Origin of the sequence: Pseudomonas lalucatii, from assembly GCF_018398425.1 — a bacterium.
Classification (GTDB): Bacteria; Pseudomonadota; Gammaproteobacteria; order Pseudomonadales; family Pseudomonadaceae; genus Aquipseudomonas; species Aquipseudomonas lalucatii.
This window is the reverse complement of record NZ_JADPMV010000001.1, coordinates 1,285,476-1,297,872: the sequence shown is the minus strand read 5'-3', so window position 1 is coordinate 1,297,872 and position 12,397 is coordinate 1,285,476. Positions and strand designations below refer to the sequence as shown.

The following is a 12,397-nucleotide window of genomic DNA, read 5'->3' as shown; positions in this document are numbered from 1 at the left end:
TCAGCGGCCCTCCGCGGCCAGCTGCGTGAGCACCTGCTGGCCCGGCTCGACGAAGCCCTGGCCGAGGGTGATCAGCGCGACCCGCGACGGCAGGCCGCTGACCCAGGCGCCCTGGTTGTCGACGCTGAGCAGCTGCACCGGGGTGAACTCGACCCGCTGCTGCTGGTTGACCCACTTGACCCCGTGGCGGCCGGCCTGATCCAGGCTGAGCAGCGCCGGGGACAGGCGATGGGCCAGGGTCTCGCCGGTGTCGATGTGCAGGGTGGCGCTGGCGCCGGCCAGGCGCAGCGACTCGGGGTTGGCCACCCGTACCTCGATGCGGAAGCTGCGCGAGCCGGGGTCGGCGGCCGCGGCGATGAAGTGCAGCTCGCCGCTCAGGCTGCGGCCGTCGAGCAGTTCGACCCGCACCGGCTGGCCCAGGCGCAGCTGGGTCACCTGTTGCTGGGCGATCTGCGCGCTGACCTTGAGCTGGTCGATGTCCACCAGGGTCAGGAGGCTCTGCCCGGGCTGGACGAAGCCGCCCAGTTCGACCTGGCGCTGGTCGTAGACCCCGGCGAAGGGGGCGAGGATGCGCGTGTGGCGCAGCTGCAGGCGGGCGCTGTCCAGCTCGGCGCGGGCCTTGGCCAGCTCGCTCTGCAGGCGCAGCAGTTCGTTGGCCGAGATCAGGTTGCGCTCGCGCAGGCGGGTGGCGGCCTTGACGTCGCTCTGCCGCTGGCGCACCTCGGCCTCGCCGCGGGCCACCTGGGCCGGGCGGTCGTCCGGCGACAGGCTGAGCAGCAATTGACCCTGCTCGACCCTGTCGCCCTTGTCGCGCTCCAGGCGCTGCACGCTGGCGCTGACCTGGGCGCGCAGCTCGACCCGGCGCCAGGGCTCGATCTGCCCCTGCACCACCTGGCGACGCTGCATCGGCTCGGCCGCCAGCCACTGGACTTCGACCCTGGGCAGGCCGCCACCGGCCTGGGGCCGGTCGGGTTCGACGTTGTCCTGGGCACGGAAGATCGCCCCGCTGAGCAGCCACAGGAGCAACAGCAGGCTGATGGCGATGGCGATCAGCCAGGGGCTTTTGCTGAGTCGACTGAACATGCCGATCACGCGCTGCCGGCGGGCTGGCCGCGCAGGCCGCCGGCCTGGCCGCGCAGCCCGGCGATGATGAAATCGGTGACGCGCTCGAAGTAGTCGGGCAGGCCGATGGGCTCGGCCCAGTGGCTGAAGCCGCCGGAGGCGATGCGCGCCATCACGCCGCTGAAACAGGCCTCGACGCCCCACAGCAGGTACTGGCAGTCGTCATGGGACAGGTCGTGGTCGGCGAGGAAATCGGCCAGCAGCTGGCCGAACAATTCCTGGTAGTCGTGCTCCAGGGCGAGGAACTGCTCGCGGTAGGGCGTCTCCAGGCGCTCCTGGAAGGCCGGGCGGTCGCACAGCAGGCACAGCTGCACCAGCACCGGATCGGCGAGCATCTGCGCGAAGGCCTGGCGGATCACCCGGCGCATGGCCTGCGGCCCCGGCTGGGCGGCATGCAGCGCACGCAGCTCGTCGAGGTTGCTCCGCGACAGCTCCAGCACCAGCTGGGCGTACAGCGCCTCCTTGCTGGGAAAGTGCTTGTACACCGTGCCCTTGCCGATGCCGGCGGCCAGCGCCACCTCGGCGATGGTCACGCGGTCCCATGGCTGCTCGCGGAACAGCCGGCGGGCGGCCTCGAGTATCGCGGCGTGGCGTTGCTGGAACAGGCGATCCTGATAGCGCATGGCAGGCGAGTACCGGAGTATGACCAGTGGTCATGCTATGACTGTTGGTCATGATGGGCAAGTCGCAAGGTGTAACGGCGCTTGGCCGGCGCCAGCCGTGCGCCGGGCTCAGCGCGCCACGCTGACGCCCTCCAGGTTGGCGAAGGAGGTGTCCTTGGCGGTCAGCAGGAAGTCGCGCATGAAGGGCGCGTCGAGCATGTCGCTGCGGATGCCGGCGTACAGGGTGGCGAACAGGCCCTTGGCGCCCAGGCGCTTGGCGGTCACGTAGCCACGCGAACTGTACTCGTGCAGGGCCCAGTTGGGCAGGCCGCAGACGCCGCGGCCGCTGGCCACCAGCTGCATCATCATCACCGTCAGCTCCGAGGTGCGCACCTGCGCCGGCTCGATGTCGGCCGGCTCGAGGAAGCGGGTGAAGATGTCCAGGCGGTCGCGCTCCACCGGGTAGGTGATCAGGGTCTCGCCGGCCAGGTCCTCGGGCACGATGAAGGCCTTGGCGGCCAGCGGGTGCTGGTTGGCCACCGCCAGCATGGCTTCGTAGGTGAACAGCGGCACGTAGGTGATGCCGGCCAGTTCCAGCGGGTCGCTGGTCACCACCAGGTCCAGGTCGCCGCGCGCCAGGGCCGGCAGCGGGGCGAAGGAGAAGCCCGAGGCCAGGTCCAGCTCCACTTCCGGCCAGGCGTCGCGGAACTGGTCGATGGTCGGCATCAGCCACTGGAAGCAGCTGTGGCACTCGATGGCCATGTGCAGCCGGCCGGCGGTGCCGCCGGCCAGGCGCGCCAGGTCGCGTTCGGCGCCGCGCAGCAGCGGCAGCACCGCGTCGCACAACTGCAGCAGGCGCAGGCCGGCGCTGGTGAAGCGCACCGGCTTGGTCTTGCGCACGAACAGCTGCATGCCCAGGCGTTCCTCCAGCTCCTTGAACTGGTGCGACAGGGCCGACTGGGTCAGGTGCAGGCGCTCGGCGGCGTCCACCAGGCTGTCGCTCTCGCGCAGGGCGTGCAGGGTCTTCAGGTGGCGCAGTTCGAGCATGGCGGCCTCGGCGTAGGGGGAGCGCTTGACCCATCCAGCAGGCGGGCAGCGCGCTACGGATCGGTGGCTGAGAAGGTGCCACCCTACATGAATAAAACTATAGATCAAGGCGAATAGGTTGAGTTTGTCTCACGATACTGGGCTGCCGACAATGCGCGCCATCATTTGCATCTATGGAGCGTTTCGACATGGCCCTGTCCCATTCCCTGGGGTTTCCCCGCATCGGTGGCGACCGCGAACTGAAAAAAGCCCTGGAGGCCCACTGGCGGGGCGAACTGGACGAAGCCGGGCTGCGCGCCGTCGGCCGTGAGTTGCGCGCCACCCACTGGCAACTGCAGAAGGACGCCGGCCTCGATCTGCTGCCGGTCGGCGACTTCGCCTGGTACGACCAGGTGCTCGGTCATTCGCTGACCCTCGGCGTGATCCCCGAGCGCTTCCGCCCCCATGACGGCCGGCCGACCCTCGCCACCCTGTTCGCCATGGCCCGCGGCGCCGGCGACGGCTGTTGTGGCGGCCACGCCCAGGAGCTGACCAAGTGGTTCGACAGCAACTACCACTACCTGGTCCCGGAGTTCAGCGCCGACCAGCGCTTCCAGCTGAGCTGGGAGCAACTGTTCGAGGAGGTCGAGGAGGCCCATGCCCTGGGGCACAGGGTCAAGCCGGTGCTGCTCGGGCCGCTGACCTACCTGTGGCTGGGCAAGGCCAAGGGCCAGGCGTTCGACAAGCTCGAGCTGCTCGAGCGCCTGCTGCCGGTCTACGGCGAGATCCTCGGACGCCTGGCGGCCCTGGGCGTGGAGTGGGTGCAGATCGACGAGCCGATCCTCGGCCTGGACCTGCCCCAGGACTGGAAGAACGCCTTCGAGCGCGGTTATCACCTGCTCCAGCACGCGCCGCTGAAGAAGCTGGTGGCCTGCTACTTCGGCGGCCTGGAGGACAACCTCGGCCTGGCCGTGGGCCTGCCGGTGGACGGCCTGCACGTCGACCTGGTGCGCGCCCCGGAGCAGCTGCCGTTGCTGGTCGACCGCCTGCCGGCCTACAAGGTGCTGTCGCTGGGGGTGGTCAACGGCCGCAACGTCTGGCGCTGCGACCTGGACCGCGCCCTGGTCCAGTTGCGCCAGGCCGAGGAGCGTTTCGCCGACAACCTCTGGGTGGCGCCCTCCTGCTCGCTGCTGCACAGCCCGGTCGACCTGGATCGCGAGACCCACCTCGACGCCGAGTTGCAGAGCTGGCTGGCCTTCGCCGTGCAGAAGTGCGAGGAGGTGGCGGTGCTCGCCCGCGGCCTGAACCAGCCGGAGGATGCCGGGGTGCAGGTCGCCCTGGCCGTGAGCCGGGCCGTGCACGCCAGTCGCGCGGCCTCATCGCGCATTCACAACCCGGCGGTGCAGGCGCGGGTGGAGGCCATCGCCCCGGCCGACAGCCAGCGCGCCTCGCCCTTCGCCGAGCGTATCGAGCGGCAGCGCGCGCGCCTGCAGCTGCCGCTGCTGCCGACCACCAGCATCGGCTCCTTCCCGCAGACCGCGGCGATCCGCCTGGCACGCCAGGCCTTCAGGCAGGGCAAGCTGTCCGCCGCCGAGTACACCGAGGCCATGCACGGCGAGATCCGCCACGCCGTCGAGGCGCAGGAGCAGCTCGGCCTGGACGTGCTGGTGCATGGCGAGGCCGAGCGCAACGACATGGTCGAGTACTTCGCCGAACAGCTCGACGGCTACGCCTTCACCCGCTTCGGCTGGGTGCAGAGCTACGGCTCGCGCTGCGTCAAGCCGGCGCTGATCGTCGGCGACCTGAGCCGGCCGCGGCCGATGACGCTGGAGTGGATCCGCTACGCCCAGGGCCTCACCGCCAAGGTGATGAAGGGCATGCTCACCGGCCCTGTGACCATGCTGATGTGGTCCTTCCCGCGCGAGGATATTTCCCGCGAGCAGCAGGCGCGCCAGCTGGCCCTGGCCATTCGCGACGAGGTGCTGGACCTGGAAGCGGCCGGCATCAGGATAGTGCAGATCGACGAGGCGGCGTTCCGCGAGGGCCTGCCGCTGCGCCGGGCGCACTGGGACCATTACCTGAACTGGGCCACCGAGGCCTTCCGCCTGTGCGCCTCGGGCGTGCGCGACGAGACGCAGATCCACACCCACATGTGCTACAGCGAGTTCAACGACGTGATCGGCGCCATCGCCGCCATGGACGCCGACGTCATCACCATCGAGACCTCGCGCTCGGACATGGAGCTGCTCGAGGCCTTCGAAAGCTTCGCCTACCCCAACGAGATCGGCCCTGGCGTGTACGACATCCACTCGCCGCGGGTACCGGAGGTGGCGCAGATGGTCGCGCTGCTGCGCAAGGCGGCGCGGCGCATTCCGGCCGAGCGGCTGTGGGTCAACCCCGACTGCGGCCTGAAGACCCGCGCCTGGCCCGAGACCGAGGCGGCGCTGGTGAATATGGTGGCGGCGGCCCGCCAGCTGCGCGCCGAGCTGGCCTGAGGTCGCCTGCCCTGGTCCGGCGCGGCCGGGGCGTCAGCCCGGCGCCCCCTGGCGGGCGCAGGCCGCCAGGTCCTCGAGGAAGGCCTGGAGGATCGGCGGCGGCGCCGCGCCGCGGCGGGTGATCACGTCGAAGGGCGACATCAGGCGCAGGTGGGTTGAGCCCAGTTGCGCCATCTCGCCGTTCTTGAGCCACTGGCTGGCGAAGTGCACCGGCAGGAAGCCCAGGTAGGCGCCGGAGATGATCAGGATGGCCAGGGCCTCGATGTTGTCCACCGTGGCCGCGGCCTTGCTCATGCCCAGCTGTTCCAGGTCGTGCTGCTGCATGAAGCCGCGCACCACGATGCGGCTGTCGGCAACCTCGGCGAGCAGCTCGGCGCCTTCCGCCTGGCAGCCGAACAGCGGGTGGCGGCGGCCGCAATACAGGCCCAGCGCCTCCTGGTACAGCGGCGCGTAGGCGAGGCCGGGGATATGGCTGGGGAAGTGGCCGATGGCCAGGTGCAGGCGGCCGTCCAGGGCGCGCTCCTCCAGCTCCGCCGGGCTGCCGACGTAGACGTTGAGGTGGACGTCGTGGCCGCGGGAAACGAAGCGCTGGGTGGCTTTCGGCAGGGGCGAGGCCGGATCGGTGATGGTGCTGTCGATGATCCCCAGGTTGAGCATGCCGCTGATGTGCTGCTTGAGCACGTCGGTGTCCAGGCGGAAGTCCTCCACCGCGGCGAACAGGCGCTGGCTCGCCTCATGCACCGCCACCCCCTGCTCGGTCAGGCGAAAGCCGCTGCGCCCGCGCTGGCACAGTTTGACCCCGAGGCGGGTCTCCAGGTGGTTCATCTGCTCGCTGATGGTCGACTGGCCGGCGTTCAGCGCCGCCTGGGCGGCGGAAAAGCCCCCGCATTTGACGATGGTCATGAACACCCTGAGCAGTTTCAGGTCGACGTCCTGCAGCTGAATCATCCCCACCTCCCAGCCGTTGATGCATCGGAATACCCGATATGAGTATCTGATGCCGGGCATTTTTTCCACGAAAAGCTGCGCCCATAGTCGGTCCATCGGCGGTCGCAATGCAGGGCCGCCCCTCCTCGATAACAACAATGGAGATGGCTGTACATGGCTAAGCACGGTTACGAATCCGGTCGCCTCAACCTGCCGTTCGTGGGGCACTGCACCTTTGCCAAGTCCCCGGTGTGCACCGACTGGGCGGCACTGGACGCCGATGTGGCGATTCTCGGTGCGCCCAACGACATGGGTACCCAATGGCGTTCCGGCGCCCGCTTCGGACCGCGCGGCATCCGCGAGGCCTCCACGCTGTTCTCCTTCGGCCATGCCGGCGCCTACGACCACGAAGACGACGTGATGTACCTGACCGCGTCCGATGTGCGCATGGTCGACGTCGGCGATGCCGACATCGTGCACACCGACATGGCGCAGAGCAACGCCAACACCGAGTACGCCGTACGCAAGATCCTCGAGGCCGGCGCCATGCCGGTGGTGCTGGGCGGCGACCACTCGGTGCATGCCCCGGTGATCAAGGCGTTCGAGGGACGCGGGCCGATCCACATCCTGCACTTCGATGCGCACCTGGACTTCGTCGACGAGCGCCATGGCGTGCGCTACGGCCACGGCAATCCGCTGCGCCGGGCCTCGGAGATGAACCACATAGTCGGCATGACCCAGTTGGGCATCCGCAACGTGTCCTCGTCCAATCGCGACGACTACGACGCCGCGCGTAGCGCCGGCTCGCAGATTCTCTCGGTGCGCGACGTACGGCGCCTCGGCGCCCAGGGCGTAGTCGATCTGATTCCCGGCGGCGTGCCGTACTACATCACCATCGACATCGACGGCTTCGACCCCTCCATCGCGCCGGGTACCGGCACCCCGAGCCACGGCGGTTTCCTCTACTACGAGGTGCTGGAGATCATCCAGCTGCTGGCCCAGCGCAGCCGCGGCAATATCGTCGGCATGGACCTGGTGGAAGTGGCCCCGGCCTACGACCCGACCGGGATGACCTCGATCCTCGCCGCGCAGCTGCTGCTCAACAGCATCGGCTTCATCTTTCACGCGCGCGCCGAGGCCCGCGCCGGTCAGGAGGCATGACCATGGACAGCATCGTTAAGCAGTACCTGCAGCAATTCGGCATATCCGAAGCCACCCAAGAGTTCCTGGCCAAGGCGCAGAAGATGTTCATCGGCGGCGCCTGGGTCGAGGCCAGCGACGGCCAGAGCGCCGAGGTCATCGAGCCCTCGACCGAGGGCCTGCTGACGCGCATTCCCATGGCCACCACGGACGACCTGGATCGCGCCGTGGCGGCCGCCCGCGCGCAGTTCGACGGCGGTCCCTGGCGCCTGCTCAAGCCGCTGGAGCGCGAGCGCCTGCTGCAGCGCCTGGCCGACCTGATCGAGCAGAACGCCGTCGAACTGGCGGAGATCGAGTCGATCGACATGGGCAAGTCCGCCGCCCAGGCCCGTGACGTGGATATCCAGGGCACGGTCGACTGCTTCCGTTATTTCGCCGGCTGGGCCAGCAAGCTGCACGGGCGCACCGTCGAGCCGTCGCTGCCGGGCAACTACCTGGCCTATACGCGCAAGGAGGCGGTGGGCGTGGTCGGCGCCATAGTGCCGTGGAACTTCCCGCTGCAGACCATGGCCTGGAAGCTCGGCGCCGCCCTGGCCACCGGCTGCACCCTGGTGGTCAAGCCGGCCGAGCTGACCTCGCTGTCGGCGCTGCGTTTCGCCGAGCTGGTGCAAGAGGCGGGGATTCCCGACGGCGTGGTCAACATAGTCACCGGGCGCGGCAGTCTGGTCGGCGCGGCGATGGCCACCCACCCGGGCATCGACAAGCTCAGCTTCACCGGTTCGACCCCGGTCGGTTGCACGGTCGGCAAGTCGGCCATGGAGCAGATGAAGCGCCTGACCCTGGAGCTGGGCGGCAAGTCGGCGGTCATCGTGCTGGACGACGCCGACATCCCGGCCGCCGCCCAGGCGGTGGCCAACGGGGTGTTCTTCAACTCCGGGCAGGTCTGCGATGCCGGCACCCGCGCCTATATTCATCGCAGCATCTACGAGCGCTTCCTCGCCGAGCTGATCGCCTACACCCGCACCCTGAAGCTCGCTCCCGGCCTGGACCCGGACTGTTTTATCGGCCCGCTGGTGTCTAAACAACAGCAACAGCGGGTGCTGAACTACATCGAGGCCGGCATACGCGAGGGCGCCGAGCTGCGGTACGGCGGCGAAGCCGTCGCAGGTCCCGGCTACTTCGTGCAGCCGGCCATCTTCGCCCACTGCCGCAACGACATGCGCATCGTCCAGGAAGAGATCTTCGGCCCGGTGCTGGTCACCGCACCCTTCGACGACGACGAAGAGGCCCTGCGCCTGGCCAACGACTCGCTGTATGGCTTGGCCGCGGCGCTGTACTCCAACGACCTCGGCCGCGTGCACGGGCTGATTCCGCGGCTGCGCGCCGGCTCGGTGTACGTCAACGCCCACAGCACCATCGACCCGGCCATGCCGTTCGGCGGCTACAAGCAGTCCGGCTTCGGCAAGGACCTGGGCGCCGAGCAACTCGACCACCTGCTGGAGACCAAGGCGGTGTGGATCACCCTGCCATGAGATAAGGACGCAAACAGACCATCGGCACAACGCCAGGCGTTGTGCCGGGACGCATCGGGTAGCCAATAACAAGAGCCATACGAGGTTATGTCCAGATGAACAGTCAAGCCGAAAGCGTACGTGCGCAAGACCTGGAACGACGCATCCGCGTCTACGAGGAGATGGAGAAGGGCGAGCAATGGCCGGGGGCGCTGAACGCCACGGACTATCTCGCGATCACCCTGATGACGCTGGTGCTGGTCATCGGCTTCTACCTCTGGGGGTACTGAGCCATGACCACGCCTAAAACCGTCGATATCAGCCTCGAAGCCCAGCGCGGCGATACGCCGCTGTTGCCCAGCGAACGCATGTGGGGCTTCTGGGAGTTCACCTATGCCAACTCGGCCCTGGCCATCGCCACCTGGGCCTTCCTTATCGGTGGTGCCACCGCGCTGTTCGTCGGCGTGAAGGAGGGCATCGCCGCCATCGTCATCGGCAACATCATCGGCGTGCTGCTGGCGACCTTCGCCACCTGCGTGCCCTGCGGCAAGTACGGCACCGAACAGTTCACCTTCCTGCGCAGCATGTTCGGCAGCAACGGCAGCCGCCTGGTCTACGTGCTGGCGGTGGTGTTCCTGACCATGGGCTGGCTGGCGGTGCTGGGGCTGATGTTCGGCCGCTCGATCGACGGCCTGAGCGGCCTGCTGAGCGAGCACGAGACCCAGCCGACCGGGCTGCTGGTGCTGCTCTCGGGCTTCTTCGCGATCCTCCTGGCCGGCTTCGTGGTCGCCAGGGGGCCCACCTCGATCAAGTGGTTCAACACCCTGGTGGCCCCGGCGCTGGTATTGATCATGGGCGCGATGCTCTACCTGATCCTCAGCGAGCGCAGCGTCGCCGAACTGCTGGCCCTGCCGGCGCTGGATGCGCCGTTCGCCGACAAGCGGGTCAACTTCATGATCGCGGTGGAGGTGAACATGGCCGCGGGCCTGTCCTGGTGGCCCTATATCGGCAACCTGGCGCGGCTGAGCAAGAACCAGCGCAGCGCGTTCTGGCCGAACATCATCGGCATCTTCGGCGCCGCGGTGCTCGGCGAGGTGGTCGGCCTAACGGCATCCGCCGCGCTGGGCGACAGCGACCCGACCATCTGGATGACCCATATCGGCGGCCTGGTGTTCGGCGTCATCGCCCTGGGCTTCGTCGCCTTCGCCAACGTCACCAGCATGATCAACATCCTCTACACCTCGATAGTCGGCCTGCGCCAACTGGCCGGCCAGACGCTCAGGGCGCTGAGGTGGGAGCTGCTGGTGCTGCTGTTCTGCGTGGCGCCGGCGATCATCGTGTTCGTCGCCCCGGGCATCTACGACGGCTTCTTCATCTTCCTGGTGTGGACCTCGGCGCTGAACAGCGCGCTGGCCGGCATCGGCATCGCCGATTACTACTGCCTGCGCCGGCAACGGATGAACCTGCGGCACCTCTATGCCCCCGAGGCGCAGACGCCGTACCACTACTGGAACGGCTTCAACCCCATCGCGCTGCTGGCGCTGCTGGTCGGCTTCGGCGTCTACGTGCTGCTGTTCAACCCGCAGACCCTGGCCAATACCACGCTGTTCAGCTTCGTCTCCGCCTCGCTGCCGTCCTGCCTGCTGGCCGGGGTGGTGCACTTCGGGCTGACCCGCGCCTTCGCCACGCGCCTGGGTTGGGGCGCCTACGCGCCACGCCACGACGCCATGAACAAACCCCTGAATCTCAATGCACAGGGCCTGAGCAATGACTAAGAAATACGACTACATCATCATCGGCGCCGGTTCGGCCGGCTGCGTGCTGGCCAACCGCCTGAGCGAGGACCCGGCCACCTCGGTGCTGGTGCTGGAATTCGGCGGCAGCGACCGCAGCGTGCTGATCCAGATGCCCAGCGCCTTCTCCATCCCGATGAACACCAAGAAGTACAACTGGCGCTACCAGACCGAGCCGGAGCCCTACCTGGACGGGCGGCGCATCCATTGCCCGCGGGGCAAGGTGCTCGGCGGCTCCTCGTCGATCAACGGCCTGGTGTATATCCGCGGCCACGCCTACGACTTCGACGAGTGGGAAGAGCTCGGCGCGCGCGGCTGGGGTTACCGCAACTGCCTGCCGTACTTCAAGCGGGCCGAGCATTACGAGCGGGGCGGCGACGTCTATCGCGGCGATGCCGGGCCACTGCACACCAGCAACGGCAACCACATGAGCAACCCCCTGTACGGCGCCTGGGTCGAGGCCGGTGTCGAGGCCGGCTATGTCAAGACCGATGACACCAACGGCTACATGCAGGAAGGCTTCGGCGCCATGCACATGACCATCAAGGACGGTGTGCGCTGCTCCACCGCCAACGCCTACCTGCGCCCGGCCATGGACCGGGCGAACCTGACCGTGGTGACCCAGGCCATGACCCGGCGCATCCTCCTCGACGGCAAGCGTGCGGTGGGCATCGAGTACGACCAGGGCGGGCGCACCCGGCAGGTGTTCTGCAACCGCGAGATCCTCCTGGCCGGCGGGCCGATCGGCTCGCCGCACCTGCTGCAGCGTTCCGGCATCGGCCCGGCGGCGGTGCTCGGCCAGGCCGGGGTGGCGCTGTTGCACGAACTGCCCGGGGTCGGGGAGAACCTGCAGGACCACGCGGAAATCTACATCCAGTTCGGCTGCAAGCAGCCGCTGACCCTCAACAGCAAGATGGACCCGCTGAGCAAGCTGCTGATCGGCCTGCGCTGGCTGCTGTTCAAGGACGGCCTGGGTGCCACCAACCACTTCGAGGCCGGCGGTTTCATCCGCTCCGAGCAGGGTCTGCGCTGGCCGGACATCCAGTTCCACTTCCTGCCCGCGGCGATGCGCTACGACGGCAAGAAGCCGATCAAGGGCCACGGCTTCATGGTGCTCACCGGGCCGAACAAACCCAAGAGTCGCGGCCACGTGCGACTGCGCTCGGCCGACCCCTACGAGCATCCGCGCATCCAGTTCAACTACCTGCAGCGCGAGGAGGACCGCGAGGGCTTTCGCCGCTGCGTGCGCCTGACCCGCGAGATCATCGGCCAGCCGGCGATGGACGCCTTCCGCGACGGCGAGATAGCGCCGGGGCCGGCCGTGCAGAGCGACGCGCAGATCGACGCCTTCGTCCGCGCCAACCTGGAGAGTACCTACCACCCCTGCGGCACCTGCCGCATGGGCGAGGACGAACTGGCGGTGGTCGACTCCGAGCTGCGCGTGCGCGGCCTGGCGGGGCTGCGGGTGATCGACTCCTCGGTGTTTCCCACCGAGCCGAACGGCAACCTCAACGCGCCGACCATCATGCTCGCCGAGCGCGCCGCCGATCTGCTGCGCGGCCGTGGCATGTTGCCGGCGGAGGAGGTCGAGGTGGGCCTGGCGCCCAACTGGGAAACGGCGCAGCGCAGCGGCGCACCGCTGCGCCGAGTCGAACGATAATCGTGGTGGGGCCAGTTGGTGCGGGTGGCCCCGCTCGCGGGCCGGGTGAGCGACGGCCGCTCGGCAGTATTCATCAAATTGTCATGGTTCTGTGGCAGCGCGCTCGACTGAATATCACCAG

At 68.4% G+C, this 12,397-nt stretch carries 10 protein-coding genes; 6 read left to right on the top strand and 4 right to left on the bottom strand.

Going from position 1 to position 12,397, the window contains the following annotated elements:
* From I0D00_RS05860 to metR, 3 genes are all read right to left on the bottom strand, one after another.
* Window positions 1-1,083, bottom strand: a complete 1,083-nt coding sequence (locus I0D00_RS05860; RefSeq protein WP_213638804.1) for an efflux RND transporter periplasmic adaptor subunit — start codon at window positions 1,081-1,083, stop codon at window positions 1-3.
* 5 nt (window positions 1,084-1,088) lie between these two features.
* A complete protein-coding gene (locus tag I0D00_RS05855) occupies window positions 1,089-1,745 on the bottom strand; it encodes a TetR/AcrR family transcriptional regulator (protein WP_213638803.1) in 657 nt (218 codons plus the stop codon).
* Between the two features lie 108 nt (window positions 1,746-1,853).
* Window positions 1,854-2,771 carry a LysR family transcriptional regulator gene (gene metR, locus I0D00_RS05850; protein ID WP_213638802.1) on the bottom strand — a complete coding sequence of 306 codons (918 nt, stop codon included), beginning with the start codon at window positions 2,769-2,771 and terminating at the stop codon, window positions 1,854-1,856.
* A gap of 188 nt (window positions 2,772-2,959) precedes the next feature.
* Here metR and metE point away from each other — a divergent pair, with 188 nt between their 5' ends.
* The gene (gene metE / locus I0D00_RS05845; RefSeq protein WP_213638801.1) at window positions 2,960-5,245 is read left to right on the top strand and encodes a 5-methyltetrahydropteroyltriglutamate--homocysteine S-methyltransferase; all 2,286 of its coding nucleotides are present in this window, start codon (window positions 2,960-2,962) and stop codon (window positions 5,243-5,245) included.
* Between the two features lie 33 nt (window positions 5,246-5,278).
* On the opposite strand, the gene I0D00_RS05840 is transcribed toward metE, so the two are convergent.
* Window positions 5,279-6,193 carry a LysR family transcriptional regulator gene (locus I0D00_RS05840; RefSeq protein WP_213638800.1) on the bottom strand — a complete coding sequence of 305 codons (915 nt, stop codon included), beginning with the start codon at window positions 6,191-6,193 and terminating at the stop codon, window positions 5,279-5,281.
* A 153-nt stretch (window positions 6,194-6,346) separates the two neighbouring features.
* On the opposite strand from I0D00_RS05840, the gene speB reads away from it, so the two are divergent.
* The 5 genes from speB to betA all read left to right on the top strand — a co-directional run bounded on the left by speB (window position 6,347) and on the right by betA (window position 12,276).
* Window positions 6,347-7,333, top strand: coding sequence for an agmatinase (gene speB, locus I0D00_RS05835; protein ID WP_213638799.1), 987 nt, complete (start codon window positions 6,347-6,349; stop codon window positions 7,331-7,333).
* A gap of 2 nt (window positions 7,334-7,335) precedes the next feature.
* Window positions 7,336-8,844 (top strand): aldehyde dehydrogenase family protein, encoded by a 1,509-nt coding sequence (locus I0D00_RS05830; protein WP_213638798.1) that lies wholly within the window; start codon window positions 7,336-7,338, stop codon window positions 8,842-8,844.
* Window positions 8,845-8,939: 95 nt separating this feature from the next.
* Window positions 8,940-9,113 carry a hypothetical protein gene (locus I0D00_RS05825; protein ID WP_213638797.1) on the top strand — a complete coding sequence of 58 codons (174 nt, stop codon included), beginning with the start codon at window positions 8,940-8,942 and terminating at the stop codon, window positions 9,111-9,113.
* 3 nt (window positions 9,114-9,116) lie between these two features.
* A complete protein-coding gene (locus I0D00_RS05820) occupies window positions 9,117-10,598 on the top strand; it encodes a purine-cytosine permease family protein (protein WP_213638796.1) in 1,482 nt (493 codons plus the stop codon).
* Window positions 10,591-12,276: a choline dehydrogenase gene (gene betA, locus I0D00_RS05815; RefSeq protein WP_213638795.1), complete on the top strand. Its 1,686-nt coding sequence runs from the start codon at window positions 10,591-10,593 to the stop codon at window positions 12,274-12,276. Before I0D00_RS05820 ends, betA begins: the two co-directional genes overlap by 8 nt.
* Window positions 12,277-12,397 lie beyond the last annotated feature (121 nt).

Bases quoted from the DNA above. Each gene is read 5' to 3' on its own strand.
- I0D00_RS05860 (WP_213638804.1), bottom strand. From the start codon at position 1,083: ATGTTCAGTCGACTCAGCAAAAGCCCCTGGCTGATCGCCATCGCCATC.
- I0D00_RS05855 (WP_213638803.1), bottom strand. From the start codon at position 1,745: ATGCGCTATCAGGATCGCCTGTTCCAGCAACGCCACGCCGCGATACTC.
- metR (WP_213638802.1), bottom strand. From the start codon at position 2,771: ATGCTCGAACTGCGCCACCTGAAGACCCTGCACGCCCTGCGCGAGAGC.
- metE (WP_213638801.1), top strand. From the start codon at position 2,960: ATGGCCCTGTCCCATTCCCTGGGGTTTCCCCGCATCGGTGGCGACCGC.
- I0D00_RS05840 (WP_213638800.1), bottom strand. From the start codon at position 6,193: ATGATTCAGCTGCAGGACGTCGACCTGAAACTGCTCAGGGTGTTCATG.
- speB (WP_213638799.1), top strand. From the start codon at position 6,347: ATGGCTAAGCACGGTTACGAATCCGGTCGCCTCAACCTGCCGTTCGTG.
- I0D00_RS05830 (WP_213638798.1), top strand. From the start codon at position 7,336: ATGGACAGCATCGTTAAGCAGTACCTGCAGCAATTCGGCATATCCGAA.
- I0D00_RS05825 (WP_213638797.1), top strand. From the start codon at position 8,940: ATGAACAGTCAAGCCGAAAGCGTACGTGCGCAAGACCTGGAACGACGC.
- I0D00_RS05820 (WP_213638796.1), top strand. From the start codon at position 9,117: ATGACCACGCCTAAAACCGTCGATATCAGCCTCGAAGCCCAGCGCGGC.
- betA (WP_213638795.1), top strand. From the start codon at position 10,591: ATGACTAAGAAATACGACTACATCATCATCGGCGCCGGTTCGGCCGGC.